Raw genomic sequence first — 18313 nt, 5'->3', positions numbered from 1 at the left:
CTTAATGTCCTTCAAAATGATAGTAGTGATCGATATCGTTCTTTGTGACCACCCCAAGTATGCGTTTTAAACCACCACTGTTTCTCTCAACTAATAACGCTCCATGACCTTGCTGATTAAAGCTATTCAGCGCTTCTTCTAACGTTGCTTGGTAAGAAATGTTAGCAACATCACGTCGTTGAGCCGGGATCTCTAACAGGGCAATCTGCTCAGGTAGCTTATCGTTGTCTTCGTAAGACGATAAAAAATGAACCAGATCCGCCGCAGGCAACAATGACATGGTTTGACCTGATTCGTTTTCAACCGCGATCCAGTTTGGTTTTTGACGAAGTAGTTCTTGAGCGTCTTCAAGTTCAATGGATTTTTGTGCGCGGGAAAGCTTTCTATCCATGATTGCGACGACACTTGCGCTGCGCAATGCTTGAACGGCTGGGCTGTTCGAATAATCGAGCCCTTGCGCTTCGAGCAAGCTGATAAATATTGATCTCTGCTTGAACACTGTGCTCGCAAACATACTTGAGATCACGATTGCTAACATGCCGGGAAGAATAATATTTGGATTTTGGGTGAGCTCTAGAATAGCCATTAATGCGGCAAGAGGTGCTTGTAGGGCTGAGCCCATCATTGCGCCCATTCCAAGCATGGCATAAAAACCTGTTGAGGATGCGAAGGGCATAATCCATTGCGCAATAATACCAAGCGCACCGCCTACTGTTGCCCCGATAAATAGCGTTGGACCAATCATGCCATTGGGCATTCCAAGCCCAAGACTTACGGCGGTTACGATTAACTTGGCAATAGCGATTCCGCATAAAATGCCGAGTGTGACATTACCGGTAAATGTATCGTTAACCGTGTCATAGCCGATACCCATGATTTCGGGAATGAAGTACGCAACCGCGCCAGTGAAGCACCCAGCCGCTAGAATTCTTAAGAAGATATTGACTTTAGAAAAGCGCATCGAGCTCAGTGTTAAGCGAACGAAACTTGCCGATACTGCACCGATTAATAATCCACAAAAAATAATATAAGGAATTTCAAATGGAGAGCTGAGATCAAGCTGCGGAACTAGAAATGCCGGTTCAGTGCCATAGAACATCTGTGATGCAAAAGCTGCGGTCACTGATGCAATAATAATTGGTGTAAAACCGATGAGGCTGTATTCCATTAACACGACTTCCATCGCGAAAATAACCCCCGCGATGGGGGTATTAAACGATGCTGATATAGCAGCCGCTGTGCCACAAGCGATCAGTATACGAATACTGTTGTTCGGCAACTTGAAATATTGCCCCATGATACTTGCCGCGGCGGAACCCAAATGTACAGCAGGGCCTTCTCGACCAGACGACTGCCCACTAATAACCGTCAACACCCCGCCAAAAAACTGCACAACTAGTGATTTTAATGACATGTAGCCTTGATGGTAGGCGAGACGTTCCATCACATAAGCAACGCCAGTTTTGCGATGCACAACGCCTAGTTTGTACCAAATTAAGCCAATAATGATGGCGCCTGATAAGGGTAGCGTCGCACGTAGCGTTTGAGATAGTCCTTCAAAATTCTCAGGATCTCCTTCAGGGAGATATAGTGACAGAGCCGTTTCTATAAAACCGCGAAACAGAAGAATAACTAAAGTGGTAACGAGCCCAACGAAAAAGCCAAGTAGTGCAAGCTGAGGAAGCGCATCGGCAGCGCCGAGTCTTTCTCTGAATCCATGTTTGTATGAGTCTAGCTTTGATCTAAAAGGCATAAGTTTTGCTGTAAGTGAAGAAAGCGGCGAAAAATCGTTGTTCATTCTAACCTGTTCAGTCTTTATCGATAAAGAACAGTGTTGGTTTTCCTGATACAATGCGCGCGTTTTTAGAGCTACAAAAAGTAGGAGTTAAGCGTGATAAAAGCTGGGATTGTTGGCGCAACGGGATATACCGGTTCCGAGTTACTGCGAATTTTAGTCGGGCATCCGCATGTTGAGGTACATGCTGTGTGTTCGCGTAGTGATGCAGGGCGACCTGTTGTGGAAATGTTTCCTAATTTACGTGGCTTTTTAAATATTGATTTTTGTGAGCCGAGCGCAGAAAACCTCAAAGGTTGCGATGTGATCTTTTTCGCGACACCCCATGGCGTTGCGCAGGCCATGATGTCGGATGTGCTAGCAAGTGGCGCGCGTGTTATCGATCTTTCTGCTGATTTTCGTATTAAGGATCAGGCTTTATGGGAAAAATGGTATCAACAAGCTCATAACAGCCCTGAATTGATCGATGAAGCGGTTTATGGTTTACCTGAAGTAAATCGTGACAAGATCGCCGATACTCGTTTACTAGCGTGTCCCGGTTGTTATCCGACTGCGATTCAATTGGGTTTGATTCCTTTAATTGAGAATGGATTAGTGAATGTTGATCAGTTGATCGCAGACGCAAAGTCAGGCGTGAGTGGCGCGGGAAGAAAGGCTAGTGTCGGCACGCTTTTGTCAGAATGTGCAGATAGTTTTAAAGCTTATGGCATTAGCGGTCATCGTCACCGTCCAGAAATCGAGCAGGGTTTATCGTGGGCTGCAGGCAAACCAGTCAGCCTTACGTTTGTGCCACACTTAGTTCCAATGATCCGAGGTATCGAGGCAACGTTGTATGCGCCTCTGAATGAAAAAGGCGAAGAAATGTCTTTGGGTCAGGTTCAAGCTTTATTTGAAGAGCGTTACCAAGGCGAAGCCTTCGTTGATGTAATGCCATCAGGATCTTTGCCAGAAACTCGCAGCGTAAAAGGTTCGAATATTTGTCGTCTTGCAATTCATCAACAAGAAGGCAGTAACATGTTGATTATCAGTTCGGTGATCGACAATTTAGTTAAAGGCGCATCGGGGCAAGCTGTTCAGAACATGAATATCATGTTCGGTTTCGAAGAGACATGTGGTTTGCAACAAGTTCCTTTGAGCCCTTAAGGATATTATGGCTAAACATAATCCGCATGAAAAAATGGTGTTGGTTCGTCATGAGCCAGGACGAAAACGTAAGCTGATTATTCAGCTAACTTGCTTGGTGCTCGTTTGTGCGAGTGCGGCTTATTACGTCGGCGTTTTTGAAATGAAACAACGACACCAGGTAGCCGTAGAAAGTCTGAATGCATTGTCCGAGCAATATCGTTTATCGGTCGATGAGAATCAGGGCTTAAAGCAAAAAATCGCGAATCTTGAACAAAGCGAAGCCATTAACTTGCATGCAAAGCAAGAGATTCAAAGCACCATTCGTGGTTTGCGAGAGCAGGTTGCTGGATTGAAGAAAGATGTAAGCTTTTATCAGAACATTATGGCGCCATCTGACAATAACAAAGGCTTACAAATTCAAGCCCTTGAATTGTCTGCATTAAGTGAAAACAGGCACTATGCTTATAAAATCGTGTTGGCGCAGTTAGCAAACAACAAACGCTATTTACAGGGTGTTGTTGCTGTAAACTTGATTGGTCAACGTGATTCAGAGAGTGTCATTCTTCCTCTTCGAGATGTGTCTGAGGTTGAAGAGTTAGGAATGAAATTCCGTTTTAGATATTTCCAAGAATTTGCAGGTGAGCTGATCTTGCCCGAAAATTTTGAGCCCGAAAATATTCAAGTGGTTGCTCAGAGCAAAGGGAAAAGTGCATCGCGTGTAGAACGCAATGTCGCTTGGCAAGAGCTGATACCTGCGTTAACCGCAGCACCAAGCGTTGCGGTCTTAGAAGAATAGGTAGAGGTTTATATGTGGGGAAAAAACAAACGCAAAGATATCGCTAAATCTCATAATGTTCCGTTTGAAACGCTAATCAGCAGTAAAACGAGCATGGAAGGTGATATTCAGTTTTCTGGGGGCCTACATATTGATGGCTTAATCAAAGGTACGATTCGCTCTACCGATGATCAAGAAGCAGTTGTTCGTATTAGTGATATTGGTGAAATAGATGGTGATGTTATTGCACCACATATCATCATTAACGGTACGGTTTATGGTGATGTATATGCATCAAAGCATGTCGAACTAGCTGAAAATGCGTCGGTTAAGGGTAATGTCTATTACAACTTAATCGAGATGGCGATGGGAGCCGAAGTAAACGGAAACCTTGTTCATCAGAAGCAACCTTCACCAGAAGACCAAGTAGTTGGGGATAAAGAAAATGTCTCAGATGCAGTAGCATTGAAGGCAGTTGCATCGCAGGGCGAGTAATACTTGACTGTTTTTGTCGGATAAGCGGATAATTGCGCGAAGTTTGAGTACTCCGGAGTCCCAATGAGCGTTGTTGAGTCACATATCCCTTCTCCATTAGTCTTTACCGATGCCGCGGCTACTAAGGTAAGAAATCTAATCGAGGAAGAAGAAAATCCAGAATTGAAACTACGTGTTTATGTAACAGGTGGTGGATGTTCGGGCTTTCAGTACGGTTTCACGTTTGATGAAGCGCAAGCAGACGACGATACTGTGATTGAAAACATGGGCGTTAACTTAGTGGTTGATGCGATGTCGTATCAATATTTAGTGGGCTCGACGGTAGATTACAGCGAAGGTCTGAAAGGTTCTCAGTTTGTCGTCAGTAACCCGAATGCCACAACGACCTGTGGGTGCGGGTCTAGCTTCACTATATAGTCAATTCTGCGAGAAGCGTTTTGCTCGCTTCTCGCAAATATGCCAGCCATTCTTTCTTACTCAGTTTTTTCCCATCAACTTTAAATATTTCCATCGCATAGTTTTGTAGCATAACTGCGATTAAAACGTTTGCTTGCTCGGTATTGATAACGCGTTTCGTTGCACAATAAAGTGTAAGCGCGCGAATATCTGGCCAGCTATCCCAAAGGCTTGTTTGTCCTGCGGAAAATTTGTTGAGACGTGCAATTTGTTGCTCGCTGAGAGCCTCTCCAACATTTAATGATCTGCCTACATCCAATAGAATCGTATTAACAAGCGCAGGGCTCAATTTCTGAAAATAGATTGGTAAGCCGATAACAAAGTGATCGATAAAGCGCTGTTTGCTTGATGATAAGAGTGTTTTTGCTTTTGAAGATATTGGGTTAAGCATCATCATGGACGGCAGCCCACTAGAAGCATCAGCTTGATAGCTTAATCGTGTACTTTCAAAATCGGCTCGTGCCCAAAAGTTAAAGAGCTTAGCTTCGAGACCATAGCTCACGCTGCATGCATCTAAATTCTGAACCTTGGCGGATGCAAGGAGCTCTTGTATCAGCTCTGATCCTATTTGACTTGATTGGCGAGCGGGGTGCACAACAATACGTAAAATACGTTGGCACTTGAGGTCTAACCATTCTGCCTGAGAGTAGAAACTCGCAAATGCCTGTAGGCTAAGATGTCCTTTTAATCTGCGTTTGCCGTTGATGATGTCTTGTTTTAACTGCGCGTCTTGTGCCGATAAATCTTCTTCAACGCTCGCTAAAACACCAACGATATGTTCTCCCTCGAACATCACACCGATACGTATGTCTTCGTTGTCAATGAGCTGGCTTAAATCAGAAGGGCGGCTTTGATAATGAGCGAGAACTAAGAGAGCAAAGACTTGTTCAAGAAGGCTTTGGTCTTCAAGTAATTCTTTTTTATTGATCCACTCAAAATGGCGTGCTTGAGGCTCTGTTGTATCGACTTCTGTTAAGTGTGCCTGTAAAACGAAGCTCTCATTGATGACTCGTTCTAGTGGGTCGCCGCTTGCCCAGCGTATAGGCTGATCTAGCGAGTAAAAGCTAGCTTGTTTATGTTCTGCCTTAAATATTGTATTAAGTTTTAAATCAAAGCCGCGACCACTGCCTTCATATCCGTGCAATGTACTCGCCATAACGATTCTCGCATAGTGCTCAATCAAGCTATGAAGGGTAGGGAGCGGAAAGCTGGCTGCTTCATCGATAATGAGTAAGTGCGTTTCGGGGAGAGTTTCTAACAGAACATCGCTCGGTATAACGCGCAGTTTATCGCGCAAAGATGCGTGATCGATGTTTTGTTCAAAATGCTGAATTAAAGTCGCAACGGAATTTGGATGATCAGCAACGAGTATGATGTTCTCGAGCTTAGCGTTATTGAGTAATTGCGCTGCTGCGATACCTAGTGTCGTCGATTTACCCCGTCCGCGGTCGGCTCGTAGAATCAGAGGACGATTGCGATGTCCTTTTACGACTCTTTCAATTTTTGCCAAGCAGGCCTGCTGTTCTTCGTTGAGTGTAATACCTTGTTTGTTTGATGATTGAACTTGGAAGGGATAAAACTGAGTTAGTGCTTCATCAAAGTTGTCACTATCTATAACAAGCATTGCTTCGCTTTCTATCAGTGTATTTAAAAATCGAGAGTGGGATGCTTGAAGCTGGTTATCCGTATCGTCGATTAATACGAAGAGCAGTCCGCCGCCTTCGAGAACACCACTACTTGCTGCGATCGCGTCAGGATGAATCTCTTTGCGTAAGTCCCAAATGAGTATTTGGCTTTGTTGTCCGAGTATTTCGCGATAATGCTTGGGTGCAATGCATCGATCATGCTCGCTACGGAGTAAAGATGCATCATGCCCCAACAAAATAGCGCTTTGCCCGTCTGGGAGTTTTTTAGCTAGGACTTGATAGCTTTCCTTCACCCAATCAGCAGTGCCTTTTATCGCTATGCAGGCTCGAAAATGTTGCTGCTGAAGTTGATGGATATGTTCTTGTATCTGATGCATCGCTGATAAAACTGACAGATATAAAAAACGGAGCGTGTTGCTCCGTTTTAAATGCGTCATCTTCTGAGTTAGTAGAGTGCCGCTTCGTCGTCTAAGACTTCATTAATAATGTCGAGGAAGATTTTATCCGCATCACTATGTTCTTCTGGAATGCGCACAATGGTATTTGCGCTGATTTCTTCAGCGATTAATTTTGCTGAGTCTGGTTGGCCTTTGTGTTGACGCGCGATTTCCATGCATTTTGTGGCGATTGTCGGATCAGAGAGAACCTTGCGGATAAAGGTTCGTAGTTCACTGATTACCTTGGCTTGACGGCTTTCTTCAGCACTGCTCATGGCCATACTCCTTTGATATTAAATACTACCTTTTATCATGGCCCTGAACTCGCCATAGCGCAAGCGATTAAGCTGGCTTTTGTGGTTTTTTCCGAATCAGTGCTTCTTGGCAAACTGATGCAACAAGTTCACCTTTTTGATTGAAAATGTTGCCACGATTGAATCCTCTGCCGTTTGAAGCGCTAGGACTGTCCATATCATAGAGAAGCCAATCATCAACACGGAATGGACGATGGAACCAAAGCGCGTGATCAATACTGGCAACTTGCATGCCCTTTTGCGCAAAGCTCACGCCGTGAGGAAGCATGCTTGTGCCTAGCAAACCGAAGTCCGATGCGTAAGTCAGAATACATTGATGCAGGTATAGATCATCTGGTAGCTCACCTACCGCTCGAAACCAATTTTGTTTATAGGGTGCACGTACATCAGGATTTGAATAATTCACCGGATTAACGGGGCGAATCTCAATAGGGCGGTCGCGTGTAAACTGATCTCTAAGCTTTTCTGGGATCAGATGTTTAAAGCGCCTGCGCATATCTAGTTCAGAAAGTAAGACATCAGGTTCTGTGCTGGCAGGCATATCAATCTGATGCTCAAAGCCAATTTCAGGAACTTGAAATGATGCATTAAGGGTAAAGATCTCTTTGTCATGTTGACGCGCAATTACGCGACGAGCAGAAAAACTGCCACCATCCCGGAGAGATTGCACTTCGTATTGAATAGGTAAGTTTGGATCTCCTGCGCGCAGAAAGTATCCATGCATAGAATGTGCGATGCGATCTTCAACAGATTGATAGGCTGCCATCATCGCTTGGCCGCAAACTTGGCCGCCAAAGACATTAGGAAAACCTAGATCTTCGCTTGCGCCTTGAAAATGAGAATCGTCGATTTGTTCCAGTTTTAAGACATCAATCAACTGTTGAAGAACGTCGCTCATAGATATGTACTTCTTACTATTATTCTGGGTGGATAGCTTGAACTTGCTTTGCTAAAACCTGCTTTTGTTTCGTCGCATCGCCGGTTAATGCGAAGCCAAGAAGCTCGCCTTGATCCGACTTAAACAACGCTGTGGTATTGAACCCGTCTGATTCGATATCCCAAGTGCCATTTTCATTTGATGCAGGAAGAACAACGACAGGGCAGGCAGGTGTTTTAACTGCCACCGGCATTACACCATAACTCACAAGCTTCGGTTCGTCATTGAGTGTGCTGGCAAGCGCTCGAGCACATGCCATCATCGGCAAAACATAGAGCATAACCATGCCATCGACTTCTGCACAATCGCCCAGTGTGTAGACGTTCTTAGCGGACGTTTCCAAACTACGATCGCACGTAATGCCTTTATTAGTCTCGATGCCGCTCTCAGAAGCCAGCTTAGTATTTGGTGCTAAACCAATCGCACTAATCGCTATATCGGCTGAGATTTTTTCACCGTTGTCGAGCTCCACTATTACGCCATCAACAGTTTCTTGGATATCAACAACGCTTCGCTCAAAGTAGAAGTTCGCGCCGGCATCACTCAAGCTTTTTGTAACACATTCTGATGCTTCTGGCGGCAGCATGGTATCTAAAACATGTTGGCTTAAGCCGATCAATGACACTTCATATTCGCCATTCAAAAGATCGTTCGCGTATTCACAACCGATCAAACCTGTTCCGACAATTGCGACATGCTTTTTGCCTTGGCTAGCTGTGCGGAATGCGCGGTAATCATCAAGATCATTGATCGAGAAAATGCGGTCACTCTCAGGTTTAACAAACTTCAGTTTGAATGGACTTGCGCCCGTCGCTAATACGAGCTTGCTGTATTCGATCGTCTCATTATCAACGAGGATTGTTTGTTTTTCAGTGTCGATATTTTGCACACTTGTTTGTGTGCGTATTGACATATTTAACTGTTCTGACATTTGCACAGCATTAGACATTACTAATGCTTCTGCGTCTTTATTTTTGGTGAATCCCGTTGACAGCATCGGTTTAGAATATGCGCTGCCATCGTCTTGGGTAATCATTAACAGAGGAGTTTCAGAATTAAGTTTTCGAAATTCGCGGGCTACTGCATAGCCCGCCATTCCAGAACCAATAATGATGATCGCTTGGCTCATTAAGCTTCTACCATTTCGAAGTCTTCTTTGCCGACACCGCAATCAGGACATTCCCAATCGTCTGGCACATCTTCCCATTTTGTACCTGGTGGGATGTTGTCGTCAGGCCAACCTTCAGCTTCATCGTAAATAAGGCCGCATACTACACAAAGCCATTTTTTCATGGTGTTCCTCTTTGTTTCTGTTGGAAGGAATTCAATGGTCGGCTAATGTATCGGATATCTCCGAGTCTCTCAATGGCTGATCAGATCCGTGGTTTATATAAGCGGCCTTCGTTATACTTTGCGCTGACCTAGTGAGTGCCCATAAAAATGTGCTCATTTCTTCTGCTATCAGCAAGGTGTAAATTGCAAACCGAACATTTTCATTGGCATTCCTACCGGCGTGTACCTTCTTCTTTTATTCCTCGGGTTTGGCAATCGTGGGTACTCGATGCTGGATCGTTAACAAAGCGATTGCAGCAAGCATCAAACGGAAGTTTTAAAGTCCGTGTAAAGGCGCAGCAATACGCGAAACCAACAATGAGTGAGAGAAGAGCTTTGAATCTGTCGATAGGGCGCTACGCTTTGATTCGCGAGGTTGATTTACTTTGCCACGACAAGGTTTGGGTTAGTGCTAGAAGTGTTATTCCATTGCATTCACTGGTTGGTAAAGAGCGGCAGTTAAAGTGCCTGGGCTCAAAACCTTTGGGAGCATTTTTATTTGCCTCGCGGTCAATGAAGCGCGAAGCTATTCAGCTAACAAGAACATCTGGGGGTAATCAGCCAACTTACGCTCGGCGCTCTGTGTTTCGCTTACACAACAAGCCCTTACTAGTGGCAGAAAAGTTTCATACCTCAGTTATTCATCACTCTTAAGCTATGTTGAATCTAAGATATAAATTTAAAGAAGTTCTGACCCAAGCTGGTCTACTCGAAGGTAAACCGGCAGCATTATGGCGCTTGGCGCGGTTTGATAAGCCCATTGGTACATTCTTAGTGTTATGGCCTGCTATGTGGGCTTTATGGATTGCGAGTGATGGTTTGCCTTCAGCGCTTCATTTGTTTGTATTTGTTTCTGGAGCGATCGCAATGCGCGCTGCAGGCTGTGTGATTAATGATATTGCAGATCGCAATATTGATGGCCACGTTGAGCGCACTAAAGCTAGGCCTCTAGCTGCTGGTGAGTTGAGTTTAAAAGATGCCATCATATTTTTCGTCGTCTTATGTTTTTCAGCCTTGCTATTGGTTCTTTGTTTAAACACTAGTGCGATTGTTTGGTCCTTTGGTGCATTGGCCCTCGCGTGTATTTATCCTTTCATGAAGCGTTACACCTTCTTGCCGCAAGTCTTTCTTGGTGCTGCGTTTGCGTGGTCCATTCCTATGGCATTTGCAGCAGTCATCGAAAAGGTGCCGGCTCTTGCTTGGATAATTTTTACAGCAACGCTGTTATGGACTGTCGCTTACGACACAATTTACGCGATGATGGATCGTGAGGATGATCTGAAAATTGGAGTGAAATCCACAGCGATTCTGTTCGGTAATGCAGACCGATCGATTATCGCGAGCCTTCAAGTGTTGTTTGTGCTTGCGATGTGCTTGCTGGGCGAGCAGTTAAATCTCGGAAGCTTCTATTTCTTGTCCATTGTCGTCGCGTCAGTGCTGTTGGTATACCAACAACATTTGATACGTTTACGTTATAAAGACGATTGTTTACGTGCATTTTTGAACAATAACTGGGTGGGTTTTGCCATTTTTGTTGGTATCGCACTTGATTATGCGACTTGATGAACGTTTAAGCGCTTTTCCTGTCATATACTTGTAACAAACCTCCTTTCTAATACCGCGACGAGTAGGTATTTGCTCAGATGTGATTGAGCATAATGAGAGTGTAAGACATGGCAGATAAGAAAATCCTTATTGTGGATGACGAGTCATCCATCCGCGAAATGATCGCAGTAGCTTTAGAGATGGCAGGGTATACCTGTTTTGAAGCGAGTAATGCCCGTGACGCTCACAGCATTGTGCTAGACGATCGCCCCGATATGATCTTATTAGACTGGATGTTGCCGGAAACGAGCGGTGTAGAGTTTGCCCGACGTTTGAAGCGTGACGAAAGCACTTCTGAAATTCCAATCATTATGATCACTGCGAAAGTCGAAGAAGACAATAAGATTCAAGGCTTGGAAGTCGGAGCGGATGATTACATTACTAAGCCTTTTTCTCCACGTGAGTTAGTGGCTAGGTTAAAAGCGGTGCTGCGTCGAGCTAATCCACAAGGGTTAGAGTCTGCGATTAATATTGATGGCTTAGAGCTCGATCCAGTCTGTCACCGTGTTAGCTCAGAAGGTGAAACGCTTTCGATGGGGCCAACAGAATATAAACTCCTGCAGTTTTTCATGACACACCAAGATCGCGTCTACACGCGAGCGCAGCTATTGGACCTCGTTTGGGGTGGTAATGTGTATGTGGAAGAACGCACTGTTGATGTACACATTCGTCGTTTGCGCAAAGCGATCGGCAAACGCCATGAAGCCTTAGTTCAAACTGTTCGAGGTACCGGTTATCGTTTTTCTACCAAAACGGCGCATTAATTGGCTAATATAGCCTTATCTATTTTGTGCGAGTTTAAAGGAAGCAAAGCGAATGCATAAACGCGCGTCTGCACATGTCCGCTATTTAGTGTGGGCATTTGTGCTAGCTGTTTTACTCGGCTTAATCACGGACCTTCTCCTTCCTAGTCTTCTGGTGTTCTTTGCGAGCTATAGCTTGTGGATGGTGCGACAAGCACTTCGTTTACATGCTTGGCTCTATCCAACTAAAAAGCCAAAAGAAGTGCCTGAAAGTTATGGTTTATGGGGAGACCTTTTTGAAGGTTTGTATTACACCCAATTGCAAAATAAAAAGGCACGTAAGCGCTTAAGCAAAATGATTAAGCGTGTTCGTAATTCGGCGAATGCTCTGAAAGATGCCGTTGTGATGACCAACGAAATGGGGCAAATGGATTGGTGGAATGAAGCCGCAACGCGATTATTTGGCTTTGATGATGATAAAGATCAGGCTCAACTTGTTACAAATTTAGTAAGAGATCCTGAATTTAAAGCCTATTTTGACGCAAAGAAATATGATGACGCTTTAGAAATCACATCCCCGACTGATCCCAATCTCATTATTCGTATTCACATTACTTTGTTCGGTAAACAGGAACGTTTGATCTTGGCGCAAGACGTCACGCGCCTACATCATTTAGAACAAATGCGACGTGACTTTGTCAGTAACGTCTCGCATGAGCTACGTACACCATTAACTGTGATTCGCGGTTATCTCGAAACGCTGATTGATAGTGAAGAGGCTCCTGAAAAATGGCATCGAGCCCTAATGTCGATGGAAGGACAAACGAATCGCTTGGAAGCGATCATTAATGACTTATTGGTGTTAGAGAAATTTGAAGCACAAGATCGCGTTCATGCTGAAAAAGAAGTATTGATTGTGCCATTGCTCGAGAGCGTACTTCATGATGCAGAGCTGTTCAGTGCGGATAATGAACATCAAATTTCGCTCGATATTGTTTCAAATGCCAATATTTTTGGTGTTGAGAATCAATTACGATCTGCGATTTCAAATATCGTGTTTAATGCCGTGAAATATACGCCAGCAAAAGGCTCTGTCGTCATCCGCTGGTGGCAAGATCATGGTGGTTGCCACTTGTCAGTGACGGATACGGGGTGTGGTTTTGACCCGATTCATATCCCACGTTTAACGGAGCGTTTCTATCGCGCCGACCCTAGCCGAAACTCTAATACTGGAGGCTCTGGTTTAGGGCTTGCCATCGTAAAACACGTGTTGATCAACCATGGTGCGAACTTGGAAGTACAAAGCGGGATTGATCAGGGAAGTACGTTTACCTGTCACTTCCCCAATCAGCGTGTCGTCGTGCCTAAAGATTAAGCCTTATAAGCATCTCGTTGTTTCAGCCAATACACAACGCCACCACATACTGCGGCTGGCAGTACTACTAAATTGATGATTGGAACGAGGGTTAAGCCAAAAGTGCATAAGCCGAAGCCCAATGCGCTGGCTCGGTCTTTTGCTAGGAATTTTCGTAAGTCTGGAAATGACATGCGATTGTTGTCGGCAGGGTAATCCACATATTGAATCGCCATCATCCAACCTGAAAACACAATCCAAATAATGGCTACTAAGGCATTTACTCCCGGAATAAGTCCGAGAAAAAACAAAGCTGCGACGCGCGGTAAATAATAAGCCAGCTTTCTCAGTTCTCTAAATATCGTTCTGGGGATCAGTGCCAGAAGCTCTTTTGCGGTAAATGGACTCTCGTCTTTTTTACCCGCTAATTTGTTTTCAACAACTTCAGCTAGAAAGCCATAGAAGGGCGCACCGATTAAGTTAGCGGTCGAAACAAAGGCGTAAAAAATTAATAAGATCATCGCGATAAAGTAGATGAGCCAAAATGCCCATTCGAGAAAACCTAACCACTCAGGTATCCATGACATTAAGTAAGTCATGCCTTCGTTGTAGAGCGCTTTTGCCCATACAAATAACAGTGAGAAAAGAATGATATTGGCGATGATGGGCACGGCTAAAAACCATCTGAAGCCGGGCGAGCAGACGATTTTGAATCCTTCAAAAAGATAACTTGTGCCCGCAAAGAATCGGTTGATCATTGAATATTTTCCGTATCTGCAATTTGTTTGAGTTTGTATAATACCGCTTTCGTTAACTGTTTGGTGAGCTGCTTTGGACAAAGCTGAAACGCTTTATGCGGATGACACGCTGATTATTGCGAATAAACCTTCGGGTCTACTCAGTGTTCCTGGGCGTGGACCAGATAAGCAAGATTGTTTAGTGCGACGCATTCAGCAAGATCATCCAACTGCACGTATTGTGCATCGGCTTGATTGCGCAACGTCAGGCTTAATGGTGCTCGCGCAAACGGCTGATGCGCATCGTGAGCTCAGCAGGCAGTTTCATGATCGCGAGGTCGATAAAGCCTACGTTGCCCTTGTTTTTGGTCAGCTAGAGGAAGACCAAGGTAAGGTGACATTACCCTTGATGACAGACTGGCCAAACAGACCGAAGCAAATGGTGAGCGAAGAGGGAAAAGCTGCGCACACGGATTACCAGGTACTAGAGCGTTTAAACGATAGAACGCGCGTGCGGCTCACGCCTGTCACGGGGCGTACCCATCAGTTACGTGTCCACATGATGTCACTGGGGAATCCAATTTTAGGTGATAACTTGTATGCAACGGGATCGGCTTTAGCTGCAAGCACTAGATTGATGTTGCATGCTTGGAAGCTTGGAATCACGCACCCCGAGACAAGGGAGCGTCTGACATTTTCGCCTGAACCACCATTTTGAATGATGTGTCCATTGGTATCCCGAGGTGAGGACAGTATAGAACAGCACATGAGAAGACAGCGAAGGGTTGGTTATTCTAATCCGTAAATTCTCACCTGATTAAATTCTTCAAACTCATTGAGATCTGGCCACGTACGCGCTTCGTGGGTTTCCAATAACTCGAATTTGTCACTAGGGAGTATTTTCATACGCGAATCCGCGAGCAGTACTTCTTTACTCGTCTCACACCATTGGTCCAATAAGTTATGATTGTCTCGGTCATAAAGCACATCGGCTGCCGTTAGTAAGTCGATATCATCGACTTCATCCAAATCCTTGATACATTCGACACGAACCTTATTGTGCTCGGCGTTCACGAGAACCGCATTGAGCGCTTCGTCATCAATATCACAAGCAAAAACATCTTTTGCTCCAGCTAGCGCCGCAGCGATTGCTACGACACCTGACCCACTCCCAATATCAACAACGCGTTTACCTTGAACAGACTTTGGGTTCTTATGAATATAACTTGCAAGAACTTGTCCGCTTGCCCAACAGAACGACCAGTATGCGGGTTCGGCGACGATGGCTTGCGCCTCTTCATGAGGAATCGGTCCGTGAAGTACGGCTGGATCAAACAAAGCAAGAGATATCTCTTGGCAGAAGGGAAGTTGCGTGAACATGAGTTGCGCCTTACTTAGCGTTCTTTGCATTTGGAGTTCGAGATCGTTTATCGTTGGCATTTGTTTGATAAAGCTCTACATTGTTGGTGTCGAATAAGAATATCGGCTTTACATCAATATTTCTAAATTCATAGCGTAATAATAAAGGAAGAACAGGCAATGTCGTTAGAAAGTGTTACCGAAGAAAAAGTGTATCAAATTAGTGATCAGATGGTTGAGTTAGCAATTGCGTATGGGCCTAAAGTGCTTATCGCTATCTTTAGCTTAGTCGTTGGATTTTGGGTCATTGGCAGAATTGTCAACGTGGCTGAAAAACACCTTATCTCAAGAACAGAGCAAACATTAGCGAGCTTTTTGAAAAGTTTATTATCAATTTTTCTCAAAGCTATTCTCATTATTATGGTGGCGGCTTACGCTGGAGTTGAGACAACATCACTCGTTGCAGTATTAGGTGCCGCTGGCTTAGCAGTAGGTTTTGCTTTGCAAGGCAGCTTGTCGAACTTTGCTGGTGGTGTGCTGATCTTATTCTTTAAGCCGTTTAGGGTTGGGGATCTGATTGAGGCGCAAGGTTTTATCGGTACCGTAAAAGAGATTCAGATTTTCAATACAATTTTGCTTAGCCCAGATAATCGCATGATTGTCATTCCGAATGGCAAGTTATCGAATGACTCTCTGATCAATATAAATCATGAGCCAACCCGTCGTGTGGATTTTGTATTTGGCGTGGCTTATGCCGATGATATCGATAAGGTCAAAGCGATTATAGAGCGCGTTGTTTCGGCGGATGAACGCGTTTTGAGTGATCCTGAGAAAACCATTGTGCTAGGTGAACTTGCAGATAGCTCCGTTAATTTCACCGTGAGACTTTGGGCGAAGACTTCCGATTATTGGGGCGTTTATTTCGATACGCATGAAGCGATTAAAAAAGCATTTGATGCTGAGCAGATTTCTATTCCATTCCCGCAACAAGATGTATATTTGCATCAAGCATCGAACGACTAAATAATAACGAAATAATTAACCTACGAATTTCAGGTAGATATTGTTTTAAATGAAACAAACTTGTGAAATTCTTGAAATGGCCATTTTTTTGTGACGCAAACACAATGTTGAAAGTGGCCATCGTCACGCTTTAGTTTGGAATATAGGTGTAACGTGTTACTTGTCTTTCGTCGCTCTTAGGTAGTCCCCAATACCTAGGGGCGCAAAGACACACTTTTTGCTCTTAATAAAAAGACGAATTGGTGGAGGTAGTACGATGCCGGTAAAACAATTACAAGAATACCTCGATGCGCATAATATGACGTATCAAGCGATTGAACACTCTCCTGCATACACCGCAAAGGAAATTGCAGATTTAGTTGATGTTAAAAGCGAGCAGGTTGCCAAAACCGTTATGGTGATTATGGATGGCGTGCTCTCTATGATTGTCCTTCCAGCTTCTTGTCGTATTCGTATGGATCGATTTGCACGTGTAATGGGTACTGAACTCATAGATCTTGCTAGTGAAGAAGAATTTAAAAATCGTTTCCCAGAATGCGATGTCGGCGCGATGCCTCCTTTTGGTCGAATGTATGAAATTCCCGTTTATATGTATGAGGGCTTTAATGAAGGCGGTGCGATCGTTTTCAGAGGTGGCCGCCATGACGAAGTGATTAAAATGGATTTCAAAGACTATAAGATGCTCGCTCAACCCATGACATTGAGCGAAGGTTTTGCACGTATCGGTGTTTCCAAGCCAGATTGGATGATGCGCCGCAAAGCTGGCTAGCGTGTGTAAATAACGAAGTCCTGATAATGTCGTCGTATGTGATATGACTGTGGCGCATTTATGGTTATGAAGTAACTGAGTTCTTCGATGCTATGGATGCGCTTGTTGTTCACTCCGTAGATAATATCGCCAATTTCAAAGCCTTGGAAAGCAGCGGTTGATCGTTCCTCGATGTTCATGACCATGACGCCGACACTCCGTTCTTTATCTGGGTTAATAAGATCTTGGAGTTGCAGACCTGATAGGCTGGGGTGTAATTGAACGCCTTTAATTTCTGGTATCGGAATTTCTTCTGTTTCGACGACTAGTTCGAGTGTTCTTTCACCTCTTAACAGTTTGAGTTTTAATGTTTCACCCAGCGGCGCTAATCCTATCTGATTTCGCATGTCTTCTGCGTTTTTAACTGGCCGTTCATTTGCCTCAATAATAACATCTCCTTGGACTAGTCCGGCGCGCTCTGCCGCACTGTCAGTTTTCACTTCACTAACTAATGCGCCTTGATAAAGATTCAAGCCGAAGGCTTCTGCCAGATCTGCGGTTAAATCTTGGAAGCTTGCGCCAATTCCTCCGCGCTTCACCTCTCCGTATAGAATCAACTGTTTTAAGATGCTTTGTGCCACAACAGAGGGAATCGCAAACCCGATGCCTACATTGCCGCCTGCTGGTGCAAGGATGGCGGAGTTAATGCCGATCAGCTCGCCGCGCAAATTGATGAGCGCTCCCCCAGAATTACCAGGATTGATGGATGCGTCTGTTTGGATAAAATCTTCATAACCTTGAAGGCCAAGGCCGCTGCGTCCTAGTGCACTGATAATTCCGCTCGTGACTGTTTGTTGAAGTCCGAACGGACTTCCGATCGCGAGCACAAAATCGCCAACAGCAGATGAGTTAGCTTGTGCAAAGGGAATGTGGCGTAAGTTTTTTGCCTCTATCTTTAACGCGGCTAAATCTACTTTTTCATCGGATCCCAGTAGTGTGGCTGTCAGTGTCCGCCCGTCTTGCAGGGTAACCTTAATTTCATCGGCATTTTCGATGACATGATGATTCGTCAGAATGAACCCATTTTCTGCGTCAACGATTACGCCAGAGCCTGCACTTTGTGTTCGTCTAGTTTGACCAGGTTGGTCGGGTAGTTGGAAAAAATGTCGGAAGAAGGGGGAGTTTAATAAAGGATTTGTTCTTTGTTGTCGTATTGTGAAGGTCGCAATATTCACGACTGCAGGTGCCGCATTTTCTACGATTGGAGACAAAGATGGTACCGAGCTACCGCTGATGATTCGTTCTGGTACTGAAGCAAAAGTACTCGTACTTAGCATTAGCAAGTTGACGATGATCAGTTTAGAAATAAAGGGTTTAGAAAACACTTTCTAGGCCTCTCGCATCACGTTAGTATTGAAACTATATCAATGTA

At 44.5% G+C, this 18313-nt stretch carries 20 protein-coding genes; 11 read left to right on the top strand and 9 right to left on the bottom strand.

All coding sequences use genetic code 11. The annotated features are described in order from the left end of the window. Position 1 precedes the first annotated feature (1 nt). The gene (locus A3739_RS13190; RefSeq protein WP_197472306.1) at positions 2-1798 is read right to left on the bottom strand and encodes a chloride channel protein; all 1797 of its coding nucleotides are present in this window, start codon (positions 1796-1798) and stop codon (positions 2-4) included. Between the two features lie 93 nt (positions 1799-1891). On the opposite strand from A3739_RS13190, the gene argC reads away from it, so the two are divergent. The 4 genes from argC to erpA all read left to right on the top strand — a co-directional run bounded on the left by argC (position 1892) and on the right by erpA (position 4607). Next, positions 1892-2938: an N-acetyl-gamma-glutamyl-phosphate reductase gene (argC, locus tag A3739_RS13185; RefSeq protein WP_068501683.1), complete on the top strand. Its 1047-nt coding sequence runs from the start codon at positions 1892-1894 to the stop codon at positions 2936-2938. Positions 2939-2945: 7 nt separating this feature from the next. Further along, complete coding sequence (locus tag A3739_RS13180) at positions 2946-3716, top strand: DUF6776 family protein (protein WP_068501680.1); 771 nt, start codon at positions 2946-2948, stop codon at positions 3714-3716. A 12-nt stretch (positions 3717-3728) separates the two neighbouring features. Further along, on the top strand, positions 3729-4190 hold the full coding sequence (locus A3739_RS13175) for a polymer-forming cytoskeletal protein (RefSeq protein ID WP_068501677.1): 462 nt from the start codon (positions 3729-3731) through the stop codon (positions 4188-4190). Positions 4191-4253: 63 nt separating this feature from the next. Next, positions 4254-4607, top strand: a complete 354-nt coding sequence (gene erpA, locus A3739_RS13170; RefSeq protein ID WP_068482247.1) for an iron-sulfur cluster insertion protein ErpA — start codon at positions 4254-4256, stop codon at positions 4605-4607. Here the strand turns inward: erpA and A3739_RS13165 are convergent. The 5 genes from A3739_RS13165 to A3739_RS13145 all read right to left on the bottom strand — a co-directional run bounded on the left by A3739_RS13165 (position 4600) and on the right by A3739_RS13145 (position 9273). Then, entirely contained in the window at positions 4600-6669 is a 2070-nt protein-coding gene (locus A3739_RS13165) for a GNAT family N-acetyltransferase (RefSeq protein ID WP_197472305.1), read from the bottom strand. The two genes, erpA and A3739_RS13165, sit on opposite strands and share 8 nt — an antisense overlap. A gap of 68 nt (positions 6670-6737) precedes the next feature. Further along, entirely contained in the window at positions 6738-7004 is a 267-nt protein-coding gene (locus A3739_RS13160) for a hypothetical protein (protein WP_068482241.1), read from the bottom strand. Positions 7005-7071: 67 nt separating this feature from the next. Next, the gene (locus tag A3739_RS13155; protein ID WP_068482238.1) at positions 7072-7941 is read right to left on the bottom strand and encodes an acyl-CoA thioesterase II; all 870 of its coding nucleotides are present in this window, start codon (positions 7939-7941) and stop codon (positions 7072-7074) included. Between the two features lie 19 nt (positions 7942-7960). Beyond that, positions 7961-9109: an NAD(P)/FAD-dependent oxidoreductase gene (locus A3739_RS13150; protein WP_068501672.1), complete on the bottom strand. Its 1149-nt coding sequence runs from the start codon at positions 9107-9109 to the stop codon at positions 7961-7963. Further along, positions 9109-9273, bottom strand: a complete 165-nt coding sequence (locus A3739_RS13145; protein ID WP_068473805.1) for a rubredoxin — start codon at positions 9271-9273, stop codon at positions 9109-9111. The genes A3739_RS13150 and A3739_RS13145 overlap by 1 nt, the downstream gene beginning before the upstream one ends. A gap of 147 nt (positions 9274-9420) precedes the next feature. Between A3739_RS13145 and A3739_RS31450 the strand changes: the two genes are divergently transcribed. From A3739_RS31450 to phoR, 4 genes are all read left to right on the top strand, one after another. After that, positions 9421-9966: a chorismate lyase gene (locus tag A3739_RS31450; RefSeq protein WP_068473808.1), complete on the top strand. Its 546-nt coding sequence runs from the start codon at positions 9421-9423 to the stop codon at positions 9964-9966. A gap of 3 nt (positions 9967-9969) precedes the next feature. Continuing rightward, positions 9970-10875: a 4-hydroxybenzoate octaprenyltransferase gene (gene ubiA / locus A3739_RS13135; RefSeq protein ID WP_082868859.1), complete on the top strand. Its 906-nt coding sequence runs from the start codon at positions 9970-9972 to the stop codon at positions 10873-10875. Between the two features lie 110 nt (positions 10876-10985). Continuing rightward, positions 10986-11681 (top strand): phosphate regulon transcriptional regulator PhoB, encoded by a 696-nt coding sequence (phoB, locus tag A3739_RS13130; protein ID WP_068482232.1) that lies wholly within the window; start codon positions 10986-10988, stop codon positions 11679-11681. A gap of 52 nt (positions 11682-11733) precedes the next feature. Beyond that, positions 11734-13035, top strand: coding sequence for a phosphate regulon sensor histidine kinase PhoR (gene phoR / locus A3739_RS13125; protein WP_068501669.1), 1302 nt, complete (start codon positions 11734-11736; stop codon positions 13033-13035). On the opposite strand, the gene cysZ is transcribed toward phoR, so the two are convergent. Next, a complete protein-coding gene (gene cysZ / locus A3739_RS13120; RefSeq protein ID WP_068482225.1) occupies positions 13032-13772 on the bottom strand; it encodes a sulfate transporter CysZ in 741 nt (246 codons plus the stop codon). The genes phoR and cysZ overlap by 4 nt on opposite strands. Positions 13773-13845: 73 nt before the next feature. Between cysZ and A3739_RS13115 the strand changes: the two genes are divergently transcribed. Further along, entirely contained in the window at positions 13846-14469 is a 624-nt protein-coding gene (locus tag A3739_RS13115) for an RluA family pseudouridine synthase (RefSeq protein ID WP_068501467.1), read from the top strand. A gap of 71 nt (positions 14470-14540) precedes the next feature. Here the strand turns inward: A3739_RS13115 and A3739_RS13110 are convergent, their stop codons facing one another. After that, the gene (locus tag A3739_RS13110; RefSeq protein ID WP_231876760.1) at positions 14541-15131 is read right to left on the bottom strand and encodes a methyltransferase; all 591 of its coding nucleotides are present in this window, start codon (positions 15129-15131) and stop codon (positions 14541-14543) included. Between the two features lie 159 nt (positions 15132-15290). Between A3739_RS13110 and A3739_RS13105 the strand changes: the two genes are divergently transcribed. Both A3739_RS13105 and A3739_RS13100 read left to right on the top strand, forming a co-directional pair. Continuing rightward, on the top strand, positions 15291-16133 hold the full coding sequence (locus A3739_RS13105; RefSeq protein WP_068501667.1) for a mechanosensitive ion channel family protein: 843 nt from the start codon (positions 15291-15293) through the stop codon (positions 16131-16133). Positions 16134-16389: 256 nt separating this feature from the next. Beyond that, positions 16390-16902 carry an aminoacyl-tRNA deacylase gene (locus A3739_RS13100; RefSeq protein WP_068482213.1) on the top strand — a complete coding sequence of 171 codons (513 nt, stop codon included), beginning with the start codon at positions 16390-16392 and terminating at the stop codon, positions 16900-16902. Here A3739_RS13100 and A3739_RS13095 read toward each other — a convergent pair. Further along, positions 16899-18266, bottom strand: coding sequence for a Do family serine endopeptidase (locus tag A3739_RS13095; RefSeq protein ID WP_156502574.1), 1368 nt, complete (start codon positions 18264-18266; stop codon positions 16899-16901). The two genes, A3739_RS13100 and A3739_RS13095, sit on opposite strands and share 4 nt — an antisense overlap. Positions 18267-18313 lie beyond the last annotated feature (47 nt).

The organism is Oleiphilus sp. HI0067, assembly GCF_001635735.1.
This window is presented reverse-complemented; position numbering and strand designations above follow the sequence as displayed.